We start from the raw sequence: 23,739 nt of genomic DNA, 5'->3' as shown, positions 1-23,739 counted from the left end.
ATGAATGGGTTTAAAGGTATATACCTCTAAAATGAGGTTTATTCCATTTATAACTCATTCATCCCGGTTGTTCGCATGAATACCAGTATTTCGCGTTATCGCTACATTGTTTGGGATTTTGAAGGGACCCTTGCCGTTCGGAGGGGACGTTATACCGGCGCGCTGGAGGCCGCAGCGGGATTGGCCGATCCCGCCGTCCTCGGCATGGCTGACAATATCCGTCCGTTTTTGTCCGGGGCGTTTCCCTGGCATCGGGCGGAACTCGCACATGCCTTCGTGGAAGATGCGGAAGGGTGGTGGCGCGCCATTCTCACCGCAGCCGAAGCAGCGCTCGTGGCGCTGGGCATGGACCGAAGCATGGCGGCGGAGGTCGCAGAACGCTCGCGTGAGATCTATCTCGATCCCGCCGGCTGGGAAGTCGATCCGCAGGCGATGTCCGTGCTGGCGCAATTATCTGCTGTCGGCTGGCGTCATGTGATCCTGTCCAATTTCGCGCCGGAACTGCCGTCACTGGTGAAAAGCATCGGGCTCTCCGGTTACATGGATCACGTTTTTTCCTCCGGGCGGATCGGCCTTGAGAAGCCCTCGACCGCGCTTTTTCGTCATGTGGCCGGGGTTCTGGCACCGCATCGTGCTTGCTGGATGATCGGTGACAATCCCCATGCCGACATTGCCGGTGGTCGCGCCGCCGGTCTCTCGACCATCTTGCTGAGACCCGAAGGCCCGGGGCCCGGACTTTCGGTCACCGAGCTTTCCGCCATTCCCGCCATTATTTTAGAGGAGAACCGACTATGACATGTTCCGAGGCCATCGCCCTGTCGATGAAAGACAGGCTGCGCCAAATCCCGTCGCTGAAAGCGCCGCTTCCGGAGTGCGATCCGCTTGCGCTGCCCGATACGCCGCAGGACGCTTTCGCGCTGTGGCTGGATGATGCCCTCAATGCCGGTATCCGCGAGCCGCACGCCATGACCTTGTCCACGGTGGACGAGAATGGTTGGCCCGATGCCCGCATGCTGATCTTGAAAAACCTCGATGAACGCGGCTGGCATTTTGCGGTTAAGGCCGAGAGCCCCAAGGGCCGACAGATCGAAAACAGGTCGTATGTCGCTTTGACCTTCTACTGGTCTGCCCTCGGGCGGCAGGTCCGCCTGCGTGGCCCCGCAATCATGCTTTCTGACAGTGAATGTGCGGAAGATTTTCTCGACCGGCCCGCCAGCTCGCGGGCCAGCGCCATCGCCTCGCGGCAAAGCGAAATTCTGGAAGCGGGCGAGGGCCTTGAAAGCCGCATGGCCGAGGCGCAGGCACTCATCGCGGCCAATCCGGATTATGTTTCCCCGGGATGGCGTTTCTATGCCGTTGCGCCCGTTGTCGCGGAGTTCTGGCAGGGGGCATCCGACCGCAATCACAAGCGGCTGCGATATGTTCTCTCCGGAGACAGCGCGACCTGGGATAGGTCTCTTCTCTGGCCGTGAAACCGACCCGGACCGTTGGAAACCGCTTTGGTTTGCGACGGTCCGGTGTCCTGCTTGTCTTCGGCTTATCGGCTTATCGGCTTATCGGCTTATCGGCTTGCAAGACCGACGCCCGTTTCTTCATCGAAGAGATGCATATCCGATGGGTTGATGTCGAGGCCTATGACCTCTCCGGCTTTGACTTCGCTGCGTCCCTGCACCGCGATGATCAGTTCCGTGGATGTGCCCGTTGTGAGGAATGTGGCCGAGCCGGTGGTTTCCACGGCCGAAACGGGCAGCGTCAATGCCGCGCCATTTGCCGCTACGGGCCTTATGTGTTCCGGCCTGATGCCGACGATCACTTGCTGGCCCGGCGGCAGGGCGGCCGGATTGCTGATTGGCTGCTGCGGCTCACCTTCGCCGAACCGCAACAGAAGCGAAGCGCCATCCGGGCTGACGGTGGCCGGAATGAAATTCATCGCCGGTGAACCGATGAAGCCCGCCACGAAACGATTGACCGGGCGATCGTATAGTTCCAGCGGCGTGCCCTGCTGTTCGATCACGCCATCGCGCATGACGACGACATGATCGGCCATGGTCATCGCCTCGATCTGGTCATGGGTAACATAGACCGAGGTTGCGTGCAGGCGGTCGTGCAGCGCGCGAATTTCCTTGCGCATATGGACGCGCAGCGCCGCATCGAGATTGGAAAGTGGCTCGTCGAACAGGAAGGCCTGCGGATTGCGGATGATCGCCCGGCTCATGGCCACGCGCTGGCGCTGGCCGCCGGAAAGTTCACGCGGATAACGCTTCATCAGCTTTGAAAGACCCGTGGTGGCAGCGACTTCTTCCGCCGCCTTGCGGGCCTCGGCCTTGGCGACGCGGCGCATGCGCAGGGAATAGGTGAGGTTTTCCTCCACCGTCATATGCGGGTAGAGCGCATAGGACTGGAACACCATCGCCACATCCCGCTTGCGCGGCGGCACGCCATTCATGAGCGTGCCGGCAATGCGCATGTCGCCGGCCGATATGGTTTCCAGCCCGGCGAGTGAACGCAGAAGCGTGGATTTGCCGCAGCCGGAAGGGCCGACAAGTGCGACAAAAGTGCCTTTCTTGATGGAAAGGTCGATATTTTTCAGGGCATGAAAGGCGCCGTAATATTTGTTGACGCCGGAAAGTTCGATCTGAAGGGTCATTTGAGTGCTCCTGAGGTCAGGCCGGACACGATGCGGCGCTGCAAGAGAATGAAGAGGGCAAGAATGGGCGTCACATACATGGTCGCATAGGCCATGATGTTGTTCCATTCGCTGGTATTAGGGCCCATGAAGGAATTGAGGCCGACGCTGGCGGGCTGCAATTCGGCTGCCTGTATCATCGATTTCGAATAGACGAATTCGCCGAAGGCCTGCATGAAAATGAGGATGGCGCTGACGAGGATGCCGTTTCTGGCAAGCGGCAGCACGATGTTGAAAAACGCGCCGACCCGTGAATTGCCGTCCACCAGCGCCGCCTCTTCCAGCTCCTGCGGCACGGCCATGAAGGTGGCGCGCACAAGGACCACGAAGAAGGGCATGCTTTTTGCCGCAATGGCGAGGATGACCGAAAGGCGCGGATAATCCAGAAGCCCGAATTGCGAGAAGCCGACGAAGATCGGTGTGATCATCAGCGATGCCGGCAGAACCTGCAGCATGAGGATGAGAAACAGACCGATATCCACCCAGACATTGCGATACCGCGCCAGCACATAGGCGCAACCGACACCGAGAATGGTGATCAACAGCACAGCGCCCGAGGCGATCAGCACCGAATTCCAGAGATATCGGCCCATGTTGCGGCTGTTCCAGACATAAGCATAGGTCTGCCATTGCGGGTCTGTCGGCCAGAAACCGGGCGGGTTGGCGAACATCTCCGAGCCGCTTTTAAGCGAGGTCAGATACATCCAGTAAAGCGGGAAGAGGTAGATGATGGCGAGCACGATGGCGATTGCCAGCATCAGGCGATTGCGGTTGGTGGTGCTCATCCGCGCACCTCATGCCGTGTGGAACGCACATAAACGATGGAAGCCAGCATGACGAAAACGATCATGATGACCGAGATCGTTGCGCCCTTGCCGAAATCATATTGTCGGAACGACAGATCCCAGGCCCAATATTGCGCCACGTTGGAACTGTTGTTCGGCCCACCATCGGTAATGGCGGCGAAAAGATCGAATTGCTGTAACGTGAAGATCAACCCGAGCGAGACGATCGCGCCGATGGTGGAGCGCATCATCGGCAGGGTGATGGTGTAAAAGCGTTGCCAGGCGTTCGCCCCGTCCAGTTCCGCCGCCTCGTAAAGATCGCCGGGGATTGAGGCGAGGCCGACGGAAAGCAGGATCATGTTGAAGGAGGTGCCGAGCCAGACATTGGCGATGACGACGGCCCAGAGTGAAAAGTTGGCATCCGAACGCCAGAAGATATTGCCTGAAATCAGGCCGCTTTCCCGCAGGAAGAAATTCAGCACACCGAAATCGCCGGACAGGATCCAGTTCCAGATGGCGCCGACGACGAGGCCGGGCATGACCCAGGACACGAGGAACAGGCCGCGCAGCCAGGTGGCGCCCGGAAAATTCACCCAGAAGAACAGCGCCAGTCCGAAACCGATGGCGAACTGCCCGGCAATCGAGGCGACCACGAAGGTGACGGTGTTCATCAGGATCGGCAGGGTTTCCGGCTGCCGGAACAGATCGACGTAATTCTTGAAGCCGACAAACGGGCGCACGAAGGTGCCCAGGCTGAACATGTCGACTTCCTGAAAGCTCATGACAATGTTGTAGATGAGCGGCAGACCCGCCATGACGAACAGGAAACTCAAGGGCAGGGCGACAAGGACAATGTCGAAACCGCGACCGTCACTGACGCTGGAAAACAGTTTTTTCATGAAACATCCTCGCAAGCTCCGCTTGGGGCCGCCGCCGCATTTTGCGACAGGCGACCCCACCGGGAGGAACCCTGCGGATGGGCGTCGGACACTCCGCTCGCCCGTCCATCCAATCAGCCTTCGACCAGCTTTATCTTTTCAGCGGCCTGATCGAGCGCGGCTTTCGGCGTCATCTGTCCCGACAGGGCGCCCTGGATGGCGTCCTGAATGGCCTTGGAAATCTTCGGCCATTCGGGTGAGGGGCCACGCGGCTGCGCATATTTCAGCTGCTCGACAAAGGTCTTCAGCGCCTCATCCTTCAGCGCATTGCCGGTCGGCGGCACGGGAACATCCGAGCGCGCCGGCAATTGACCGAAGTTCTTGAACATGTCCTTGTCTTGAGACGCGAAGAATTCGATGGCCTTGAAAGCCTCTTCCGGATGTTTGGTCTTGGAGAAGATCGCCCAGTTATAATCGCCCATGGCCGAAGACCGGGGGGCGTCGGGTGTAGGCACCGGCAGCAGGGCAACACCCCAGTCGAACTTGGCGTCCTTCAGCATGCGGTCGATTTCCCATGGGCCGGAAATGACCATGGCGGCATTGCCGGCGTTGAAGGTGGCGGTGGAATCCCACTGGCTGCGCGTCAGCGTGTCCGGTGACGCCAGCTTTTCATCCAGCATCAGTTTCCACGTTTCGAGCGCTTTGACGGCACCCTCGGTATTGATGTTCTTGTAGGTCGCGCCCGCCATCTGCGCCCAGGGCAGGAACTGGAAGGTGCCTTCCTCATTGGCCTTGGCGCTGAAGCTGATGCCATAGACGTTCTTTGAAGGGTTGGTCAGCTTGCGGGCCGCTTCCACCAGCTCGTCCCAGGTCTGCGGCGGTTTTGCCGCATCGAGCCCGGCGGCCTTGAACAGGTCCTTGTTGTAATAAAGCGCAATCGTATTCGTCGCCTTCGGCACGCCGAAATATTTGCCGTCCCACATCACCGATTTCAGCGGCCCGGGAAAATAGTTTTCCGTCTTGATAACATCCGACTTGGCGATCATGCCGGTCACGTCAAGAAAGGCGCCGCGGGCGGCGAACATGGCGTGGTTGGGGTTGTCGATGGCGATGATGTCGGGCGCATTGCCGGTCGAATAGGCGCGCATCGCTTCGCTCACCACATCGTCGAACTGCAATTGCCGATATTCGATCTTGATGCCGTTATTGAGCTTGTTGAACTCGTTTATGAGGTTCGGTGCCGGCTGGATATCACGATCCAGCGACCACAGGGTCAATGTCACGTCCTCCGCGTGGGCGGCAATCGCGCCGGCGGATACGCCCGCCAGCACAAATGCGCCGGCCATCATGCATTTCGCGATACCCATAATCTCCTCCTTTTGGTTATCGTCGCTGCAGTTTTCGGAAATCTTCTCCCCAAAGGTTTCCGTTATGTCGGGTCGACGACGAAATCGCCGCCGCGGCATTTTTTCAGATAGTTCAGACCATGCACCTGGCCCGTCATTTCCAGCGCGTCGCGATAGACGGGGTCATGCCAGCCTTCGATGTCGATGGAGCCGGACCAGCCGGCAAGGCGCAGTTCAGAAACAATGTCGGTCCAGTTGCTGTCGCCAAAGCCCGGCGTGCGCATGAAGACGAACTTCTCCTTGCCGAAAATGCCGTGCTCGCGGATGACGTCCCAGCGAATGGTCGCGTCCTTGCCGTGCACGTGGAAAATCTTGTCCGCCCATTTGCGGATCTGCGGCAGCGGATCGATGAGGTAAACCATCTGGTGGCAGGGTTCCCATTCGATGCCGATATTGTCATCCGGCGTTTCGTTGAAGATCAGTTCCCAGGCGTCCGGGTTGTGGGCGATGTTCCAGTCGCCTGTCTGCCAGTTGCCGTCCATGGCGCAGTTTTCAAAGGCGATCTTCACGCCCTTGTCGGCGGCGCGTTTTGCAAGCTCGCTCCAGATTTGCCTGTATCGGGGCAGGCTCTCGGGTAGGGGCTTGCCACGCAACCGGCCGGTAAAGCCAGCAACACAGGTCGCGCCGAAATGATGGGCATTGTCGATGCAGTCTTTCCAGCCCTGCAATGTCTGCAGGTCGATCTCGGTTTCTTCCAGCGGATTGCCGAACATGCCCAGCGTGCTGATGGTGATGTCGCGTTCGCCGATCGCCTCGCGGCAGCGCTTGCCGAGTTCAGCGATGTCCTGACCGTTGGTCGTCTGCCAGAAGAACGGCTCGAAGCTTTCAAAGCCGAGATCGGCTATCTGGCCGATGCGCTCAGCCGCCTGTCCCTTGGTGGCGCTGACCATGGTGCCGATACGGATGGATTTTGCCGGATTGCTCACGTCTTTCAGTCCTTATGCTGCAATGGAAACACGCTGACCAAGGCGGGCGCTTTCAATCGCGCCGATCACCATGGCAAGGCTGTTGATGTTGTCGAAGGAGGCCGTCTCCGGCATCCGGCCGGTACGGATGGACTCCAGGAATGACAGAATGACGCTTGCGTGGCCGCGTGTATCCCGTTCAGAAACGGTATCGGAAACGTTTACGGTCGTGAAGCCTCGCAAGAGGCCCTGTTCATCACCCGCCACCGAAGCCGAGAAACCGTCTTCACCATCCCAGAGGATCATTCCCTTCGAGCCGATCAGCCGCCAGCGGGCTTCCCAGCTGGTTCTTTCACCTTCGGCGCACCAGGAGCCACGATAGGTGAAGACCACATCGTTGGAGAATTCAAAAATGGCATTGGCGCTTGCCCCGTGGGCATACCAGGAACCGGCCGGGTTCTTTTCCACGCAAAAGACGGAGAGGGGCTTTTCATTGGCGACAAAACGGGCTGCGTCAAAGGTATGGATCGCCATGTCGAGAAGCAGGACGTTCTTCATCTCTTCACGGAAGCCGCCGAAATGGGGGCCAAGGAAAAAATCACAATGAATGGCCGTCAAATCACCAATGATGCCGTCTTCTAGGGCGCGTCGTAAACGCCGGATACCCGCCACGAACCGTCGATTTTGCACCACCGCGTGGACTTTGCCGGCGTTCTTGGCCAGTTCCACCAGGCTCGCCGCCTCTTCCATCGATGCCGCAAGCGGCTTTTCGCTGAGCACATGGCACCCGGCCTCAATGCCTGCCGCGACCACGGCAAAGCGCGCCTGAGGAATGACGACGTCAAATAATATGTCTGCTTTTGTTTGCGCCAGCACCTCACGGAGATCGGTGCCGATGACCGCGTCCACCAGCCCGAATTCTTCGGCAAGTGCGCGGGCCGTGCCCTCGTTCAGATCAACCAGCCCGGCGATCCTGATCGCGCCGGCGATTTCCGGCGTGGATTGAATGGCGCGCAGCCAGCCTTTGGCCATGGCTCCGCACCCGCATAAAACGGCGTTGAATGTCATCTCATCTCCCCGGACTCTTTCGCAAACTCCTCTTTGCGCAAAGCGTCGTAAACGTTTACGAGACTATGACGATGATGTTAGATATGTCAAGACCGTAAAGGGGCGCGTTGATTGCGCATCCGGTTTGGGAGGGGAATGCATGAAAGGAATCCGTCAGCTTGCCGATTATCTGGAGATATCGATAGGCACCGTTTCCCGTGCCCTGAACGGCAAGCCCGATGTGAACGAGGAAACGCGCCGTCGCGTTCTGGAAGCGGCGGAAAAGCTTGGTTATGTCGCCAATCAATCGGGTCGCAGCCTGCGGCAAGGCACCACCAATGTCATCGGCCTGATGACCGGCAGCGACGCGCAGACGGTGGAGAATTCCGACAACTTCTTCATGGGCGTGACGGATGGCCTGCAAAGCGTGTTTTCCGGCCACAATCTCGATCTGATCGTTCTTCCCTGTCCGGGCGAGGAAGATCCGGACGAATATCTGAAGCGCATGGTGGCGCGCCGCATGGTTGACGCGATGATCATTTCCTCGACCCGTCGGATCGACAAGCGTGTTGATTTCCTGAAACAGACCCGTCTGCCTTTTGTGGCGCTCGGCCGCACCTCGTCCAGCACGGACCATGCCTGGATCGATCTCGATTTCGAAGGCGTGGCGAAAAGCGCCGTCAACCGGTTGGTGGCCGCAGGTCATCGTACCATTGCTGTGGCGGCAGCCGATAACGACATCAATCTCGGTTATGTCTTTCTGGAGGCCTATAAACGCGCCCTCGAGGAAAACGGCATAACATACGATCCGTCTCTGGTTATCCGGACAAAATCGAGCGAGCAGGGCGGATATCATGCCGCCAGTGAGTGGCTGCAGATGCGACCGCGGCCGACAGCCATCGTGCTGATCTATGAGTTGATGGCGGTTGGTCTTTATCGGCGGCTTGCCGAAGTCGGCCTCAAACCGGGGCGCGATCTCGCCGTCATCGGTTTTCGCGACGGCCCGCGCGGCCAGTTTCTGGAGCCGCGCTTGACCAGTTTTCGCATGTCGCTGCATGATCTTGGCGTAACGGTCGCCCAGACGCTTTTATCGACCATGCCGGCCTTTGCGCCTTTCTATCCCGATCAGGCCCGCCATTGCATCTGGCCAATGCAGCTTGTGGCGGGAGAGAGTGATCTTGCCCCTTAGGCGCTCGCACCCGGGCATCAGGGCGATAGCATTGGTAGCGGCGGCTCGCCTCCATGTCAGAGTTTGTAGTCTTGAATGCTCACGACGCCGAACGGATTGAATTTGTAACTATCGTCCTCATACCGCATGTCATTGGACAGGGTGGCATGATGAGCCGTTACTGTCGTTTCCACACCATCGCGCGCCATCTGATCGGCAATATCGTCCATCAGCGCGGCGATCTTCAATTGCTCCGGATTGGTTGACGGCAGGTTTTCGTCTTTCCGGATGAAGCCCACCTCGATATCAGGCAGCCCGACCAGATGAAATCCGACGCTTGCCATGCCGTTGGCATCGTCGCCGATCGGTCGGCGTGCGAAAGCGAGACGGCAGGTTCTGGCGAGCGCCAGCAGATCACCTGACGCGGCGTCGCTGCGCGACTGCTCGAAAAGCTCTTTCCAGCGCCGTGCTCCATGCGCGACGCCTGCGCTTTCGCCTTTGACGGCGATGGCGCCGTGGTCAAGCATATGTTGCACGAACTGCAGGGCCGTGGCCGATGTCGTGACCGCATTTTCCGCGTCCATCGACGGGCCAAGCACATAAAGAACCGAACCGTGTCCCGCGACAGCCTCTTCGTCAGCCTCCTGATAGGTGTCCGGGTCAACACGATCCCAGCAGACATTGAAGGATCGCTCCATCCGGTCGTCCGGTTCATCCTGCGAATATTCCTCATCGATACTGAAATCGCCAGCAAATGTGTCGACTGCGGTGCGGGCGCTCTGTTGGAGCGCTGCCAGACCTTTTTCTGTTCCGAGGAAACAAAGAACATGCCGGGGTTTATATTCGGACCGGGATTCGGCAAAGGCCGATGATTTGCTTGCTGCTTTACCGAGGGATGGCGCGCCCAGAACAAGGCTGCCCAAAAAAGCGAGAACACCGCGACGCCCTGAATTCATCCGCTTCCCCCAAATGGCTCCGTCAACAGGATGGGGGAGTTTTATATCGGTATATTCATGCAGACCATATGACAGGCGTCTTTTTATGGTTCCTCAGCCGTCGAAATTGATCATACCCGCCAAAAGAAAGGTGGCGAAAACGCCTGCGCGCTTCGCCACCACAACATCGAAGAAGACCGACCGGGGTTATTTGGTGGTGTAACCGCCATTGACCAGAATGGTCTGCCCCGTCATCCACCAGCCGTCGGTAACGAGGAAGCGGATATAGGGAACGATGTCCTCGATATCGGTAAGGCCGGTCTTCGAGAAGCCGGAGAGTGCCGCGGCGCTCTTGTGATATGCCTGTGCTTCAGGCGTCTCCTGACCGTAGAAAAACGGCGTGTCCATCGGTCCGGGACCGATCGCCGTCACCGAGATGCCACGTTCGCCGAATTCCTTGGCGGCGGCGCGGGTGAAGTGCTCCACCGGCGCCTTGGTGCCGGCATAGCTGGCGTAAAACGGCGTGAATGCTCCAAGCAGGGAGGTGACGAGGGTGCAGATCTTGCCATTGTCATTGACGTGGCGGCCGGCCTGCTGGAGGAAAAAGAAGGCGGACTTGGCGTTGACGGCGGTCATCTCGTCATATTCGGCTTCCGATGTTTCGAGGATCGGTTTCTTCAGTACCTTGCCGACCGTGTTGATGGCGATATCCGGCCGGCCGATGGCGGCCACGGCATTGGCAAACAGTTTTTCGACCGCGCCAGCTGTGGTCAGATCGGCCTGAAGGGCAACGGCCTCCACGCCGGCTGCCTTCACGGCCGCCACGGTCGCCTCGGCATCGGCCTTTGTGGCGGGGCTGTTATAGTGGATGGCGATCGCGCCTGCGCCTTGGCTGGCGAAATCGCGTGCGATCAGCCCGCCGAGGTTTTTCGCGCCGCCGGCGATGATGACTGTTTTACCTTTGATGGAATGATCGGTCATGGGGTTGGCCTCCTTTGCCGGTGCGCAGCGATGACTGCCACGCTTTCATGTCGCAAGGATATCGTCTAGAATTGCGCGATAAAGGCCGCCATTCTGACATGACTTGTCAGAAAATCCGTACAGTGAAGGATGTCCGTTGGATCGCATCGACCTGTTCCGTATCTTCGCGCGCGTCGTAGACTGCGCGAGTTTCACGCGGGCCGCCGATACGCTGGGCATTCCGCGCTCTTCGGTTTCGGCGGCGGTGCAGGAGCTGGAGGCACGCGTCGGCGCCCGCCTGCTCAACCGCACCACGCGCAAGGTCTCTCCGACCGAGGATGGATCGGCTTTTTACGACCGGTGCCAGCGGCTGATCGCCGATGTCGAAGATGCGGAAAACCTGTTCCGGCAAAGCGCGGCGCAACCCTCGGGGCGGCTGCGGATCGATGTGCCGGGCCGGATCGGTCGCCTTGTCATCGCACCCGCCCTGCCGGAGTTTCTCGATCTTTACCCACAGATCGACATCAGCCTCGGCGTGACGGACCGGGCCGTCGATCTGGTGGAGGACAATATCGATTGTGTGCTGCGCGTTGGTCCGCTCAGCGATTCCGGTCTCATCGCAAGGCCGATCGGCAAGCTGCCGCTGATCAATGTCGCCAGCCCTGCCTATCTCGAGCGTCACGGCACGCCGCAGCTTCCCCATGATCTTTCCCGCCACTGGGCCATCAATTATGCGTCGCCCTCCAGCGGACGCGTGGAAAACTGGGAATGGCTCGAAGGCGAGGCGCTGCATTCGGCTTCCACGCGCGGCCGCGTCACCGTCAACAATGCCGAGGCCTACATTGCCTGCTGTCTGGCCGGTCTCGGTTTGATCCAGATACCCGCTTATGATGTCAGGCCGCATCTCGAAAGCGGTGAACTTGTCGAGGTCATGCCCGCCCATCGGGCTGAACCGATGCCGATGACGCTGCTTTATGCGCATCGCCGGCATCTGTCGCGGCGATTGCAGGTCTTTGCGGACTGGCTGGAGGCTCTGTTGCGGCGGCTGCTTCTTTAGGTCCCGGCACTGGCCAAATCCGCCCTCGCTGTCTTCGCAACAGGCTTGCTACCCAGAGCGGTCGCAACCGGCCTTGCCTCAAGGTTGACGCATGGTCAGATGTAATGCAGCTGACGTTCGGCGACGATGAGGGTGACGTGCTGGCCGGGCGGCGGGTAAAGCGCATCCTGCGCGCTTGCATGTTCGACCTTGAGTGCCACGCCGGCCGCATCCAGCTGGTAACGGACCGTGGGGCCGACGATGCTGATGTCTTTCACCTCGGCGGTGAAGGCGACGCTATTTCCGTCCGGCGCGTTGCCGATCGTGAAGGCGTGTGGCGGGATGATGCAGGTCCGCTCGAAGCGGTTGCCGGTGATGCGTGACATGTCTTCGGCAGTGATGATGTTGGCGTCACCAATGAAACCGGCGACGAACAGGTCGGCCGGCCGGTAATAAAGCTCCTGCGGCGATGCGGTCTGGGCGATGCGGCCGGCATTCATCACCGATATGCGGTCGCCCAGCGACAGGGCCTCGTCCTGATCATGGGTGACGAGGATACTGGTGAGGCCGCTTTCACGCTGAATGCGTTTCAACTCGTCACGCAGGCGCTTGCGGATCTGGGCATCGAGTGCGGAAAGCGGTTCGTCCAGCAGAAGCAGCTTGGGTTCGAGCACCAGCGCACGGGCAAGCGCCACGCGCTGTTTCTGGCCGCCGGAGAGTTGGTGCGGCCGCCGGTCGGCGCGGTCGCTGAGAGAAACGGTTTCGAGCGCGGCGGAGACCTTGTCGTCGATGGTCTTTTTTGCCAGCCGGCGCTGTTCAAGACCGAAAGCGAGGTTCTGCCGCACTGTCATGTTTGGAAAAAGCGCATAGTGCTGGAACACCATGCCGATGCCGCGATCCTTAGGCGGCAGGGTATCGATGCGCCGGCCGTCCAGCGTGATCGATCCGGACGAGGGCGAAACGAGGCCGGCGATGGAGCGCAGCAATGTCGTCTTGCCGCAGCCGGAAGGCCCCAGCAGCACATGCATTTCACCCGTGTCGATGCCAAGCTCGATGGCGTCGAGAACGGTAGCGTTGCCATAAATGGCGCTGATATTATGGATCGCGAGATGGGTCATGATGCACGCTCCGTTTCCCGGACCATCCGAAAGGCGATCAGGGTAAAGGCAAGGATGAGCAGGAAATAGAGAATGACAATGACGCTGGTGATGCGGCCGCTGAGGCTGCGCTGGGCGAACATGTACATTTGCAGCGTTTCGAAATTGCCGCCGACCAGCATCTTGGCGTAGACGAATTCGCTGAACAGCGTCGCGAAATTCAGCACGATGGCAACCGCGATGGACGGCAGGATGCTGGGCAGGACGACGCGTCGCAGAATGGCGAGATCGCTCGCGCCGATCAGCCGGCCGGCATCCAGAATCTCGTTGATGTCGAGGTTGCGCAGGCCGTTCTTCACGGCGATGTAAAACATCGAAAAGCAGAGCGGCACATAGGTCAACACCAGTACCAGCGGTGAGCCGCCGATCTGCAGCGGCGGGGCGGAAAATATCCTGAGATAACCGACCACCAGAATGATGCCGGGTGCGGCATAGGGCAAGATCACCAGCCGGGCGAACCAGCGGTCAAGTGAAGGCCAGTAGATATGGGCGGAAACGACGGCAGGTACGATGATGAGGGTCGCGATCGTCAGGGCGGCTGCGGCAACCAGCGTGGAGCGCAGCAAAGCCGCATGGAAACGCGGGTCCGACAGGATGGTGACGAAATTATCCGCCGTCAGCCCGGCCGGCAGCAGGGTTCCAGACCAGTCGGTCGCCACCGCATTCAACATCGTCGCCAGCAGCGGCGATATCATGATGAGCGCCATCAGCCAGAGAAACAGGCTTGCGCCTTTGAAACCCTGCTGCGTCATTGGCGCTTTTCTCCCACCAGTATCTGGCTTGCGGTGATGGGCACGAGGAGCACGACCAGAAGGCATATGGCGATGGCATTGGCGAGATTGGGATCGGAGAAAATATCGCCGGATACCAGTTCGCTGATGCGGATGGTGACGACATTGATGCTTGTGCCCGTCAGAGCGAAAGTCGTCGCGAAAGTGCCCATGGCATTGGCAAAGAGCAGAATGGCGATTGCCACCAACTGTCGTGCGACGGTTGGCAGGCCAACCCTCAGCCAGAACCGCAGCTTGCCGACGCCGATCAGCGCCGCCGCCTCTTCGATATCCTGACCGACGGCAGCAAGCGCCGGCGTGATCAGCAGCGTGGCCAGCGCCACCTGAAAGTAACAATAGGCGATGATGAGCCCGGTAAAGGAATAGACGTTAAAATCGTCTATCAGCCCCAATTCCTTCAGCAAAAGCGTGAACATGCCGTTCAGCCCGAAGAGGAAAATCAGAGCCATGGCGAGCGGTACACCGGCGAAGTTGGCGCCAATATTGGCGAAGGCCATGACGATGCGGCGGGTGCCGCCAGACCTTGCCCGCAGCGCCACTGCGACCAGAAAACCGAAAACGAGACCCGTTCCTGTGCTGATGAGCGAAATGATCGTCGTGGTCGCGAATGACTGAAGATAAAAGGCATCCGTGAGAATGGTGCGGTAATTGGTAAGCGACAGCGCACCGCCGGCGAAAAAGCTGTCAGTGATGACACTCGCCAGCGGCCAGAGGACGAGAATGGCGATCACGCCGAGAAAAGGCGCTGCCAGCAGCCGCATTTTGCGGTTCTGCACGCTCATGCGGATAACAGCCCTTGCGGTACGGGCAGGCCATGATCGGCAATGGCGAGAAGCGTGCAGAGCAGTCCGGCAATATCCGTCTGTGCAAGCTTCGCATCCGCAGCCGGCGTAAAGGCCTCGCCGAATGTATAGAACGGTACCAGAGCCTCGGTCTCATGCGGCCCGCCGTGATTGCCGTCATCGCTCATGCCGTGATCGCTGGTGACGATGATGTTGTAACCCGCGGCGCGCCAGGCTGGCAGATAACGCGCCAGGAGATCGCCGGCGTTACGGGCGGCGTTGCGATATTCCCGCGAGCTGCCGCCGTGTTTGTGGCCTTCATTGTCGATATTCATCGGGTGGATCAGCAGGAAATCCGGGCCATGCCGGCGCAGCAGAACATCCGCATCGGCAAAGACATGGTCGTCCGGATAATGATCGGCCCAATAAAACGAGCCGTGATGAATGCCGCCATCGAAATTTTCGATATGGCGGAATTCCTGGGAGAAGGGCGCCTGATTATAAAGTTCGAAATACCAGTGATAGGCGGAGGCGGCGGTGGTGCGGCCGGCCGCACTTGCCAGCGAGAAGACATTGGGAAAGCGGGAGCGACGAACCACACCATTGCTGGTGACACCATGAACCACCGGCGGCAGTCCGGTCATCAGCGTTTCGTAAAGCGGTCGCGAAATCGACGGTAATTCGCTGCGTACGGCGTGGATACCGGCCTTTCCGGCTGTTACCAGCCCTTCCATATATCCGAGGCAATCCCTTGCCGTCGCATATCTGAGGCCATCCAGCAGGATGAAGATCGTCTTGTGCATCGCTTTCGTCTCGTCGGTTTGTGGTTCGGTTTGCCCGAGCACTTTTAGCACGTTCCGCGGGCTCGTTGTCCGCGGAACAGTCGTTCGGTTTTCAGGCCGGTTGCCTGATTACATCTTCGGGGCGACGCTGGCGCGCCAGAGATTGACCAGCTTGCCGGCGGCCTGGGTCCAGACGGCGGCATTGATCGGGCGGGCCTTGGCATATTGTTCCGAAGGCAGCAGGCGTTCCTTCGCCCCGGCCGGCAGGGTGATGCGGTCGACGCGGATCGGACGGGCATAACCATTGGCCAGGTTGATCTGGCCGGCATCGCTGAGGATATATTCGCGCGCCAGCTTGGCGGCATTGGGCTGCTTGGAGAATTTGTTGATGATGGTGGCGTAACCGCTGGTCACAGAACCGTCAGAGGGGATGACGACCTTGAACTTCTCGCGGCCAACCACATCGCGGTAGTTGAGGGCGTTGAAGTCCCACATCGGCGCGACCTGGATTTCGCCCTTTTCCATCGTGGCCGGGTTTGCACCATTGGCCAGCAGGCGGCCTTTTTCCGCAAGCTTGGCGAAGAGGTCGACGCCCGGCTGGAGATTTTCCTCACCGCCGCCCATGGCGATGGCGGCAGCCAGCACGGCGGCATTGTCCTGTGCACCGGAACCGACATTGCCGAGCGAGACCTTGTAGTCGCCCTTCAGCAGATCAGCCCAGGACGCGGGCGGGTTCTTGACATCGGCGGAGATCAGGAAGGCGATGGTGCCGGTGTAACCGATGACCCAATGGCCGTCCTTGTCCTTGGCCCAGTCGGGAATCTGGTCCCAGGTCGTGGTCTTGTAGGGCTGGGTGACGCCGCGGGCGACAGCGATCGGGCCGAATTCGAGACCGACATCGCCGATATCAGCCGTCGCATTGGCGCCTTCATTGGCGAATTTGGCGATTTCCTCGCCGCTGCTCATGTCCGTATCGGCGTGTTTCAGGCCGTATTTTTCGGTCAGCTGGTTCCAGGTGTCCTTCCAGTTCGCCCAGCCGTCCGGCATGCCGACGCTATAGATGGCGCCTTCTTTGCGGGCGGCCGCTTCAAGGGCAGGAACGTCCTGTGCCTGGGCGGTGAGGGGAAGGGAAAAAACGGTGATAAGGGAAAGGGAGAGGATGGAATTTTTCACGGGGCTTGCTCCTTGGTCTAGACCAGTTGCATGCTCATTATCGGTTCGCTATGACAGGCCAATGACGTTTTCGGCGCGGACATGACGCGCCCGTTATTTTTTGACTTCCATCGAATGAGGGCGGCGATGCCAGCCAGAGAAACGACAGGCGGCAACCGCGATATCGAAGCCGGCCGGCGCGGCGGGCTGGAACAGCAATTGCGCCTGGCCATTGCCGCAGGCGAGGTGGTGAAGCATGGCCGGCTTCTCTCCGAGAGACAATTGATCGCGAAATACGCCACCACGCGTATCACCCTGCGCGAGGCGCTTTTCCACCTCGAGATCGACGGCCTGATCTTTCGCGAAAGCCGGCGTGGCTGGTTCGTTTCCGGACCGCGCCTGATTTACAGCCCGCTGCACCGTTCCCACTTCCATCGCATGGCCGCGGAGCAGGGGCGCTCCGCCGAAACCCTGCTGGTGGAGGCCGAGGCCGCAGCGCTGCCCGAAGAGCTTGCGCCCCTCATGCGCTGCGCGCCGGGAACGCCGTTCTGGCGCATCCGCAGAAAGCGCAGCATCGACGGACGGCTGGTGCTTTTCGTCGAACACTATCTTTCGATGGATATTTTCCCCGATATCGTGCAGCACGACCTCACCCGGTCACTCACGACGATTTATCAGGATACTTATGCCGTCACCTATGGTCCGGCCTATTTCGAAATCAATCCGGTCGCGTTGCGGGGATATCCGGCTCATCATCTTGGTTGTAGCGAAGGGGCTTACGGCCTGAAAATCACACGCGTCAATCAGGACCAGCATGGCCGCATCATCGATTGCGATCTCGAATATTGGCGCCATGACGCCATTTCGGTGCGGGTCGAAACCGGCCAGCCGGAGCAGCCGGCCGGCTGAAGCCCGAATATCTTCAGGATTGCGGCAGCAGCACGCCGACGGCGAATTCCTCGTCCGTCGCGACGTGGCCAATCTGCGTCTTGCGATATTCGCTGGGGCTGAAACCCCGCTCGGCCCGCAAGGTGCGTGAAAGATGCGGCGCGTCGCAAAAACCGGTGGCAAGCGCGATCTGGGTGATAGTGTCTTCCGTTTTGCGTAACAGGGAAAGCGCCCGGTCCAGCCGCAGTTCGAGATAGACTTTCGATGGCGTCGCCTTCAGGTCACCGAGAAAACGCCTTTCGAGGCTGCGACGGCCAAGACCGAAGTCACGGGCAAGTTCAAGCACGGTTCTCGGCACTTCGATATTCTGCTGCATGCGCAGGATTGCCTTTTTGACCAGCGGGTCCGTGGCTCTGCGTGCGCTCTGTTGGCCGGGCTGGGGTTTTTCGCCGCTCAGTGCGCTGTCGATCATCATGATGTTGAGGCTTTTGATGGCGGCGGACTGGCCGACATGGCGCTCCACCAGGAAGGCCGCCAGATGCGCGGAGCCGTGGCCGCCCGAACAGGTCAGCCGGTCGCGATCGATAACGAAAATCTGGTCGGAGACCATCTGCACCGTGTCGAAACGGTCGAGAAAATCCTGATGGTGGAACCAGCTCACGCAGCAGCGATAACCATCGAGCAGGCCCGCTTCGTGCAGAATGAAAACGCCGGTGCAGAGCCCGATAATGGGAGTGCCGGCCGCCGCACGCTGTTTGAGGAACCGCAGCGCTTCCGGCGGCAGGGCGCTGTGATCGCTGATCAAGCCGCCGGCAACAACGATATAGTCGTAATGCCCGGCGTCGATCAGCCGCGTGTCGGGCTGCACCTTCACACCGCAGCTCGATTGAACGCTGCCCATGGTTGCCGACAGCACCGACCATTCGCAGAGAATTGGGCGCGAGCGGTCGGCCTCGTCGGCGGCAAGGCGCAGCACATCGACGAAATTTGCGAAGGCCGACAGCGTGAAGCGGTCGGCAAGCAGGAAAGCGACGCTGAGGCGTTTCTTGGCGCGGTGAGAGGTCATGGCGCAAATATTCATGCAAAGAGACGCGATTGTCCAGCCGCCGCAACGCAAATCTTCATAGCTTTTGCGACACGAGATTTTCAACCATCGGGTCCGCTCATGACGCGTTTTAATGCTTTCAATCTTTTGAAGAACGCCCTGACCGGCCACAAGAACTGGGACGAGCAATGGCCCGACAGCCAGCCGAAGGCTGAATATGACGTGGTCATCGTCGGCGCTGGCGGCCATGGTCTGGGCGCTGCCTATTATCTCGCCAGCCAGCACGGCATCACCAATGTCGCCGTCATCGACAAAGGCTGGCTCGGCGGCGGCAATACCGGCCGCAACACGACGATCATCCGCTCCAACTATCTCTATGACGAAAGCGCCCGGCTTTATGATCACGCCGTCGATCTCTGGGAGAATTTGAGCCAGGAACTGAACTACAACGTCATGTATTCAAAGCGCGGCGTGCTGATGCTCGCCCATAACGTTCACGACGTGCAGAGCTTCAAGCGCCACATTCATTCCAACCGTTTGAACGGCGTCGACAATCGCTGGCTCACGACCGAGGAATGCAAGGAATATTGCCCGCCGCTCAGTATTTCCCCCAATGCCCGTTATCCGATCATGGGTGGTGCGTTGCAGGAACGGGCCGGCACGGCGCGCCATGATGCGGTCGCCTGGGGTTATGCGCGCGGTGCCGCTGCCCGCGGTGTTGATATCATCCAGAACTGCCCCGTTACCGCCATTCGCCGCAATGCCGATGGCTCCGTTGCCGGTGTCGAAACGGCGCGTGGCTTCATCAAGGCAAAGAAGGTCGCGGTTTCCGCCGCCGGCCACACATCCGTTGTGATGGACACAGCCGGTGTGCGCCTGCCACTCGAAAGCTATCCGCTGCAGGCACTGGTGTCGGAACCGATCAAGCCGATCTTCCCCTGCGTGGTCATGTCCAACGCCGTCCATGCCTATATCAGCCAGTCCGACAAGGGTGAGCTGGTGATTGGTTCGGGTACGGACCAATACACCTCCTATTCGCAGCGCGGCGGCCTGCCGCTGATCGAGCATACCATCGCGGCGATCGTCGAAATCTTTCCGATCTTCAACCGCATGCGCATGCTGCGCAAATGGGGCGGCATTGTCGATGTGACGCCGGATCGTTCGGCCATTCTCGGCAAGACGCCGGTGGCCGGTCTTTACGTCAATTGCGGCTGGGGCACGGGCGGTTTCAAGGCCACACCGGGCGCTGCCCACACCTTCGCCTGGACCATCGCCAAAAATGAACCGCACCCGATCAACGCGCCGTTTACGCTGGAACGTTTCCGTTCCGGCCGCCTGATTGATGAGGCCGCCGCCGCCGCCGTGGCGCATTAATTCACGCATTTTCCGGACGTAAAACCGCTTCGCACTTTTACTGGAAATGCTCTGAGGATACGACGATGCTTTTGATCCGCTGCCCCTATTGCAACGAAACGCTGCCGGAAGCCGAATTCACCTATGCCGGACAGGCCCACGTCGTCCGCGCCGCTGACCCGTCGTCGCAGAGTGATGAACAATGGGAGGAATTCCTGTTCATCCGCGAAAACGTCAAAGGTCCGCATTTCGAGCGCTGGCGGCATCTGCATGGCTGTGGCCGCTTCTTTAATGCCGTGCGTGACACGGTGAGTGACCGGTTCCTCACGACCTACCGCGCGGGTGAGCCGCGTCCTGAACTGTCTTCCCTGACACGCGCACCAGTAAACTCCGAGGTGTCGAAATGAATTCCTATCGCGTTTCCGGCCGTGGCCGTGTGGATGCCGCCCGCTCGGTTAGCTTCACCTTCGACGGCAAGATCTATCGCGGCGTGAAGGGCGATACCGTCGCCTCGGCACTTCTGGCCAATGGCGTGCATCTTATGGGCCGCTCGTTCAAATACCACCGCCCGCGCGGCGCGGTTGCGGCGGGTTCCGAGGAGCCGAATGCGCTGATCGGCACCCGCCGCGGCGCCGGCCGGTTCGAGCCGAACACCCGCGCCACGGTGCAGGAAATCTGGAACGGGCTGGAAACCACCTCGCAGAACAAATATCCGAGCCTGAAATTCGATATCGGCGCAGTCAACGACATGGCTTACATGCTGTTTTCGGCCGGCTTCTATTACAAGACCTTCATGTGGCCGAAGAGCTTCTGGAACAAGGTCTATGAGCCCTTCATCCGCGCGGCGGCTGGTCTCGGCGTTTCGCCGACGGAGGAAGACCCCGACACCTATGCCTCGCGCAACCTGCATTGCGATGTACTGATCGTCGGCGCTGGTCCTGCCGGCCTCGCTGCGGCGCGTGCGGCGGCGGTCGATGGTCTGAAGGTCGTGCTGGTCGATGAAAATGCCGAGGCCGGCGGCACGCTGCTGTCCGAGCCGCAGGCGAAGATCGATGGCAAACCCGCATGGACCTGGCTTGCGGATGAGTTGAAGGCGCTGAAGGAACGCGGCGTCAGGGTCATGACCCGCACCACGGCCATTGCCTATTACCACCAGAACATGATCGGCCTTTGCGAAAAGCTGACCGACCATCTGGAACCCGTACCGAAGGACGTGCCCCGCGAGCGCCTTTGGCGAGTCAGGGCGCGCCAGGTGGTGCTGGCGCAGGGCGCGCTGGAGAAGCCGCTGGTCTTCCACGGCAACGACCGTCCGGGCGTGATGCTGGCAGGTGCTGCCCAGACCTATCTCAACCGCTATGGCGTCAAGGTCGGCAATAGCCCGGTGGTGGTGACGAGCCATGACAGCGCCTGGTATGCGGCCTTCGATCTTCACGGCGCGGGCGCACGCGTTCAGGCGATTATCGATACCCGCGCCACGGTGCGGGAAGAGCTGGTCAACGAAGCCCGTGCGCTGGGCATTCCGGTCAAGCTGTCGCATACGGTGACGGCGACCTCCGGGCGGCTGCGGGTCAAGTCGGTCCGCGTCAACCCGGTCAAGGGGGCGACGGTTGGAGCGGGACAGGAGATCGCCTGCGATGCGGTGCTGATGTCCGGCGGCTGGACGCCGTCGCTGCATCTCTTTTCCCATACGCAGGGCAAGCTCGCCTGGGATGACGAACGGACCACCTTCCTGCCTGCCCTCACCAATGAGGATTGCGTGATCGCCGGGGCAGGACGCGGGCTGTGGGGCATCGAGGCAGCGCTGAAGGACGGCGCGGAGCGCGGGCGTGAAGTCGCCACAGCACTCGGCAAGGCCGCCAATGCCGCCGGCCATGCGGTGGAACATGACCGCACCGGCAGCGGTGTATCGCACACCGAACTGCCGAGCGATCGCGATGCCGGCAAGGCCAAGGCTTTCGTCGATTACCAGAACGATGTGACCGCCAAGGATTTGCGGCTTGCGGTACGCGAGGGCATGCGCTCCATCGAGCACGTCAAGCGTTATACGACCAACGGCATGGCCACCGATCAGGGCAAGATGTCAAATATCAACGGCCTCAACATTGCGGCGGAAGCACTTGGCAAACCTCAGCCGCAGGTGGGTCTCACCACCTTCCGCCCGCCCTATACGCCGACGACCTTCGGGGCCTTCGCCGGTTATCATCGCGGCGCGCATTTTGAAGTAACACGCAAGACGCAGATCGACGGTTGGGCGGAAGCGCATGGCGCGGTCTATGAGCCGGTCGGGCAATGGCGTCGCGCCTGGTATTTTCCCAAACCCGGCGAAGATATGGACGCGGCGGTCGGCCGCGAATGCCGGGCGGTGCGCCAGAGCGTGGGCATTTTCGATGCCTCGACACTCGGCAAGATCGAAGTTGTCGGTCCTGACGCGGTCGAGTTCATGAACCGCATGTATACCAATCCCTGGTCGAAGCTCGCCCCCGGCCGTTGCCGTTACGGCCTGCTGCTCGGCGATGACGGCTTCATTCGCGACGACGGCGTCATCGGCCGCATGACCGAAGACCGTTTCCACGTCACCACCACGACAGGCGGTGCCGCCCGGGTGCTGAACATGATGGAGGATTACCTCCAGACCGAATGGCCGGATCTCAATGTCTGGCTGACCTCAACCACCGAACAGTGGTCCACCATCGCGCTGAACGGCCCGAATGCGGCCAAGCTGCTCGCACCGCTTGTCGAAGGGATTGAGCTGACGGAAGAGGCTTTCCCGCATATGTCCTGCGTGGAATGCACGGTCGCCGGCATGCCGGCGCGGCTGTTCCGCGTGAGCTTCACCGGTGAGATCGGCTTTGAGGTCAATGTGCCGGCGCCGCTCGGCCGCAAGCTCTGGGAAATCCTGTGGGAGGCCGGCCAGCAATATGGCATCACCGCTTATGGCACTGAAACCATGCACGTGCTGCGCGCCGAAAAGGGTTACATCATCGTCGGACAGGATACAGACGGCACGGTGACGCCCTATGATGCGGCGATGGGCTGGGCCGTGGGCAAGGCGAAGCCTGATTTCGTCGGCAAACGCGGTCTTGCCCGCCCCGATCTCGTCGCCAAGGGCCGCCGCCACCTCGTTGGCCTTCTGACTGAAGACCGCTCGAAGCTGGAGGAGGGGGCGCAGATCGTCTTTGATCCGAAACAGCCGATCCCGATGAAAATGGTGGGGCATGTGACATCATCCTACCATTCGGATGCGGTCGGTCAGCCGATTGCGCTGGCGCTGGTCGAGGGTGGTCATGAGCGGATGGGCGAGACCGTCTATATCCCGATGCTGGACCGCACCATAGCCGCGAAAATCACCGGGATGGTGTTTGTCGATCCCGAAAACACCCGCCTGAAAATCTGATCCGGAGATGACAATGAACATGCGTGTTTCCTCCCCCATTTCCTGCACCTTGGCTGAAAGCAAGGCGGCGCGGATCAGCATCCTGCCGGCGCAGGCGCGGCTGTCGCTGCGCGCCCGTGGTGATGTTGCTGCACTCAGCGCAGCACTTGGCCTCATCCTGCCCGAGCGGATAGGCGCCCGCGCCTCCGCTGGCGAAAGGCAGGCCGTGCGCCTTGGTCCCGATGAATGGACGATCCTTGTCCCTGCCGGTGAAGTCGGCGAATTTATCGCGGCCTGCGCCGGCGTTTATGCCGGCCATCCGCACAGCCTCGTCGATATTTCCGGTCGGGAAGTGACGCTGCTGATCGAGGGGCCGCGAGCCGCTGAACTTCTGACGCTTGGCTGCGCCCGCGATATCGACACGATTGCGGTGGGCGAGGCCCGCCGGACGATTTTCGACGGCGTGACCGTGGTGCTCTGGCGCGATGCGGAAGACCGTTTCCGAATGGATATCTGGAACAGTTTCCTGCCGCATCTTGGCCATTTGCTTGAAACCGGCTGTAGGGAACTTGCCGCTGAAATCGCCTGAACTCGCCACGGTTTCAAAACT

Annotated in this window: 23 protein-coding genes; 9 read left to right on the top strand and 14 right to left on the bottom strand. The window is 60.2% G+C overall.

Annotation, left to right across the window (positions count from 1 at the left end):
* Positions 1-75: 75 nt before the first annotated feature.
* Both QSV77_RS21160 and QSV77_RS21155 read left to right on the top strand, forming a co-directional pair.
* On the top strand, positions 76-795 hold the full coding sequence (locus QSV77_RS21160; protein ID WP_302734957.1) for an HAD family hydrolase: 720 nt from the start codon (positions 76-78) through the stop codon (positions 793-795).
* Complete coding sequence (locus QSV77_RS21155; protein WP_302734956.1) at positions 792-1,472, top strand: pyridoxal 5'-phosphate synthase; 681 nt, start codon at positions 792-794, stop codon at positions 1,470-1,472. Before QSV77_RS21160 ends, QSV77_RS21155 begins: the two co-directional genes overlap by 4 nt.
* An 89-nt stretch (positions 1,473-1,561) precedes the next feature.
* Here QSV77_RS21155 and QSV77_RS21150 read toward each other — a convergent pair whose 3' ends face one another.
* The 6 genes from QSV77_RS21150 to QSV77_RS21125 all read right to left on the bottom strand — a co-directional run bounded on the left by QSV77_RS21150 (position 1,562) and on the right by QSV77_RS21125 (position 7,728).
* A complete protein-coding gene (locus tag QSV77_RS21150; protein ID WP_302734955.1) occupies positions 1,562-2,647 on the bottom strand; it encodes an ABC transporter ATP-binding protein in 1,086 nt (361 codons plus the stop codon).
* On the bottom strand, positions 2,644-3,471 hold the full coding sequence (locus QSV77_RS21145; protein WP_302734954.1) for a carbohydrate ABC transporter permease: 828 nt from the start codon (positions 3,469-3,471) through the stop codon (positions 2,644-2,646). The genes QSV77_RS21150 and QSV77_RS21145 overlap by 4 nt, the downstream gene beginning before the upstream one ends.
* A complete protein-coding gene (locus tag QSV77_RS21140) occupies positions 3,468-4,370 on the bottom strand; it encodes a carbohydrate ABC transporter permease (RefSeq protein WP_142858903.1) in 903 nt (300 codons plus the stop codon). The genes QSV77_RS21145 and QSV77_RS21140 overlap by 4 nt, the downstream gene beginning before the upstream one ends.
* Before the next feature lie 113 nt (positions 4,371-4,483).
* Positions 4,484-5,716 carry a sugar ABC transporter substrate-binding protein gene (locus QSV77_RS21135; RefSeq protein WP_302734953.1) on the bottom strand — a complete coding sequence of 411 codons (1,233 nt, stop codon included), beginning with the start codon at positions 5,714-5,716 and terminating at the stop codon, positions 4,484-4,486.
* A gap of 62 nt (positions 5,717-5,778) precedes the next feature.
* Positions 5,779-6,681 (bottom strand): sugar phosphate isomerase/epimerase, encoded by a 903-nt coding sequence (locus QSV77_RS21130; protein WP_302734952.1) that lies wholly within the window; start codon positions 6,679-6,681, stop codon positions 5,779-5,781.
* 12 nt (positions 6,682-6,693) lie between these two features.
* On the bottom strand, positions 6,694-7,728 hold the full coding sequence (locus tag QSV77_RS21125) for a Gfo/Idh/MocA family protein (protein WP_302734951.1): 1,035 nt from the start codon (positions 7,726-7,728) through the stop codon (positions 6,694-6,696).
* A 139-nt stretch (positions 7,729-7,867) separates the two neighbouring features.
* On the opposite strand from QSV77_RS21125, the gene QSV77_RS21120 reads away from it, so the two are divergent.
* Positions 7,868-8,896 carry a LacI family DNA-binding transcriptional regulator gene (locus QSV77_RS21120; protein WP_110758735.1) on the top strand — a complete coding sequence of 343 codons (1,029 nt, stop codon included), beginning with the start codon at positions 7,868-7,870 and terminating at the stop codon, positions 8,894-8,896.
* 56 nt (positions 8,897-8,952) lie between these two features.
* On the opposite strand, the gene QSV77_RS21115 is transcribed toward QSV77_RS21120, so the two are convergent.
* Both QSV77_RS21115 and QSV77_RS21110 read right to left on the bottom strand, forming a co-directional pair.
* Positions 8,953-9,831, bottom strand: a complete 879-nt coding sequence (locus QSV77_RS21115) for a hypothetical protein (protein WP_302734950.1) — start codon at positions 9,829-9,831, stop codon at positions 8,953-8,955.
* Between the two features lie 186 nt (positions 9,832-10,017).
* The gene (locus QSV77_RS21110; RefSeq protein WP_302734949.1) at positions 10,018-10,791 is read right to left on the bottom strand and encodes an SDR family oxidoreductase; all 774 of its coding nucleotides are present in this window, start codon (positions 10,789-10,791) and stop codon (positions 10,018-10,020) included.
* A 136-nt stretch (positions 10,792-10,927) separates the two neighbouring features.
* On the opposite strand from QSV77_RS21110, the gene QSV77_RS21105 reads away from it, so the two are divergent.
* Positions 10,928-11,827: a LysR family transcriptional regulator gene (locus tag QSV77_RS21105; protein WP_302734948.1), complete on the top strand. Its 900-nt coding sequence runs from the start codon at positions 10,928-10,930 to the stop codon at positions 11,825-11,827.
* Positions 11,828-11,922: 95 nt separating this feature from the next.
* On the opposite strand, the gene QSV77_RS21100 is transcribed toward QSV77_RS21105, so the two are convergent.
* From QSV77_RS21100 to QSV77_RS21080, 5 genes are all read right to left on the bottom strand, one after another.
* The gene (locus QSV77_RS21100) at positions 11,923-12,924 is read right to left on the bottom strand and encodes an ABC transporter ATP-binding protein (protein WP_302734947.1); all 1,002 of its coding nucleotides are present in this window, start codon (positions 12,922-12,924) and stop codon (positions 11,923-11,925) included.
* Positions 12,921-13,715, bottom strand: a complete 795-nt coding sequence (locus tag QSV77_RS21095) for an ABC transporter permease (protein WP_142842921.1) — start codon at positions 13,713-13,715, stop codon at positions 12,921-12,923. Before QSV77_RS21095 ends, QSV77_RS21100 begins: the two co-directional genes overlap by 4 nt.
* Positions 13,712-14,536, bottom strand: coding sequence for an ABC transporter permease subunit (locus tag QSV77_RS21090; RefSeq protein WP_302734946.1), 825 nt, complete (start codon positions 14,534-14,536; stop codon positions 13,712-13,714). The genes QSV77_RS21095 and QSV77_RS21090 overlap by 4 nt, the downstream gene beginning before the upstream one ends.
* On the bottom strand, positions 14,533-15,339 hold the full coding sequence (locus QSV77_RS21085; protein WP_302734945.1) for an alkaline phosphatase family protein: 807 nt from the start codon (positions 15,337-15,339) through the stop codon (positions 14,533-14,535). Before QSV77_RS21085 ends, QSV77_RS21090 begins: the two co-directional genes overlap by 4 nt.
* Before the next feature lie 108 nt (positions 15,340-15,447).
* Entirely contained in the window at positions 15,448-16,491 is a 1,044-nt protein-coding gene (locus QSV77_RS21080; protein WP_302734944.1) for an ABC transporter substrate-binding protein, read from the bottom strand.
* Positions 16,492-16,617: 126 nt separating this feature from the next.
* On the opposite strand from QSV77_RS21080, the gene QSV77_RS21075 reads away from it, so the two are divergent.
* On the top strand, positions 16,618-17,379 hold the full coding sequence (locus tag QSV77_RS21075) for a UTRA domain-containing protein (protein ID WP_302734943.1): 762 nt from the start codon (positions 16,618-16,620) through the stop codon (positions 17,377-17,379).
* Positions 17,380-17,392: 13 nt separating this feature from the next.
* Here QSV77_RS21075 and QSV77_RS21070 read toward each other — a convergent pair whose 3' ends face one another.
* A complete protein-coding gene (locus tag QSV77_RS21070; RefSeq protein ID WP_302734942.1) occupies positions 17,393-18,439 on the bottom strand; it encodes a GlxA family transcriptional regulator in 1,047 nt (348 codons plus the stop codon).
* A gap of 84 nt (positions 18,440-18,523) precedes the next feature.
* Between QSV77_RS21070 and QSV77_RS21065 the strand changes: the two genes are divergently transcribed.
* The 4 genes from QSV77_RS21065 to QSV77_RS21050 all read left to right on the top strand — a co-directional run bounded on the left by QSV77_RS21065 (position 18,524) and on the right by QSV77_RS21050 (position 23,718).
* Positions 18,524-19,777, top strand: a complete 1,254-nt coding sequence (locus QSV77_RS21065; protein WP_110758711.1) for a sarcosine oxidase subunit beta family protein — start codon at positions 18,524-18,526, stop codon at positions 19,775-19,777.
* 65 nt (positions 19,778-19,842) lie between these two features.
* Entirely contained in the window at positions 19,843-20,163 is a 321-nt protein-coding gene (locus tag QSV77_RS21060; RefSeq protein WP_302734941.1) for a sarcosine oxidase subunit delta, read from the top strand.
* Positions 20,160-23,150: a sarcosine oxidase subunit alpha gene (locus tag QSV77_RS21055; RefSeq protein ID WP_302734940.1), complete on the top strand. Its 2,991-nt coding sequence runs from the start codon at positions 20,160-20,162 to the stop codon at positions 23,148-23,150. Before QSV77_RS21060 ends, QSV77_RS21055 begins: the two co-directional genes overlap by 4 nt.
* 13 nt (positions 23,151-23,163) lie before the next feature.
* Positions 23,164-23,718, top strand: coding sequence for a sarcosine oxidase subunit gamma (locus QSV77_RS21050; protein ID WP_302734939.1), 555 nt, complete (start codon positions 23,164-23,166; stop codon positions 23,716-23,718).
* Positions 23,719-23,739 lie beyond the last annotated feature (21 nt).

Source organism: Agrobacterium sp. V1 (assembly GCF_030518355.1).
Classification (GTDB): domain Bacteria; phylum Pseudomonadota; class Alphaproteobacteria; order Rhizobiales; family Rhizobiaceae; genus Agrobacterium; species Agrobacterium cucumeris.
Note: the sequence above shows the minus strand (reverse complement) of the source record. Positions and strands in the feature narration are given on the sequence as shown.

Bases quoted from the DNA above. Each gene is read 5' to 3' on its own strand.
- QSV77_RS21160 (WP_302734957.1), top strand. From the start codon at position 76: ATGAATACCAGTATTTCGCGTTATCGCTACATTGTTTGGGATTTTGAA.
- QSV77_RS21155 (WP_302734956.1), top strand. From the start codon at position 792: ATGACATGTTCCGAGGCCATCGCCCTGTCGATGAAAGACAGGCTGCGC.
- QSV77_RS21150 (WP_302734955.1), bottom strand. From the start codon at position 2,647: ATGACCCTTCAGATCGAACTTTCCGGCGTCAACAAATATTACGGCGCC.
- QSV77_RS21145 (WP_302734954.1), bottom strand. From the start codon at position 3,471: ATGAGCACCACCAACCGCAATCGCCTGATGCTGGCAATCGCCATCGTG.
- QSV77_RS21140 (WP_142858903.1), bottom strand. From the start codon at position 4,370: ATGAAAAAACTGTTTTCCAGCGTCAGTGACGGTCGCGGTTTCGACATT.
- QSV77_RS21135 (WP_302734953.1), bottom strand. From the start codon at position 5,716: ATGGGTATCGCGAAATGCATGATGGCCGGCGCATTTGTGCTGGCGGGC.
- QSV77_RS21125 (WP_302734951.1), bottom strand. From the start codon at position 7,728: ATGACATTCAACGCCGTTTTATGCGGGTGCGGAGCCATGGCCAAAGGC.
- QSV77_RS21120 (WP_110758735.1), top strand. From the start codon at position 7,868: ATGAAAGGAATCCGTCAGCTTGCCGATTATCTGGAGATATCGATAGGC.
- QSV77_RS21115 (WP_302734950.1), bottom strand. From the start codon at position 9,831: ATGAATTCAGGGCGTCGCGGTGTTCTCGCTTTTTTGGGCAGCCTTGTT.
- QSV77_RS21110 (WP_302734949.1), bottom strand. From the start codon at position 10,791: ATGACCGATCATTCCATCAAAGGTAAAACAGTCATCATCGCCGGCGGC.
- QSV77_RS21100 (WP_302734947.1), bottom strand. From the start codon at position 12,924: ATGACCCATCTCGCGATCCATAATATCAGCGCCATTTATGGCAACGCT.
- QSV77_RS21095 (WP_142842921.1), bottom strand. From the start codon at position 13,715: ATGACGCAGCAGGGTTTCAAAGGCGCAAGCCTGTTTCTCTGGCTGATG.
- QSV77_RS21090 (WP_302734946.1), bottom strand. From the start codon at position 14,536: ATGAGCGTGCAGAACCGCAAAATGCGGCTGCTGGCAGCGCCTTTTCTC.
- QSV77_RS21085 (WP_302734945.1), bottom strand. From the start codon at position 15,339: ATGCACAAGACGATCTTCATCCTGCTGGATGGCCTCAGATATGCGACG.
- QSV77_RS21075 (WP_302734943.1), top strand. From the start codon at position 16,618: ATGCCAGCCAGAGAAACGACAGGCGGCAACCGCGATATCGAAGCCGGC.
- QSV77_RS21070 (WP_302734942.1), bottom strand. From the start codon at position 18,439: ATGAATATTTGCGCCATGACCTCTCACCGCGCCAAGAAACGCCTCAGC.
- QSV77_RS21065 (WP_110758711.1), top strand. From the start codon at position 18,524: ATGACGCGTTTTAATGCTTTCAATCTTTTGAAGAACGCCCTGACCGGC.
- QSV77_RS21060 (WP_302734941.1), top strand. From the start codon at position 19,843: ATGCTTTTGATCCGCTGCCCCTATTGCAACGAAACGCTGCCGGAAGCC.
- QSV77_RS21055 (WP_302734940.1), top strand. From the start codon at position 20,160: ATGAATTCCTATCGCGTTTCCGGCCGTGGCCGTGTGGATGCCGCCCGC.
- QSV77_RS21050 (WP_302734939.1), top strand. From the start codon at position 23,164: ATGAACATGCGTGTTTCCTCCCCCATTTCCTGCACCTTGGCTGAAAGC.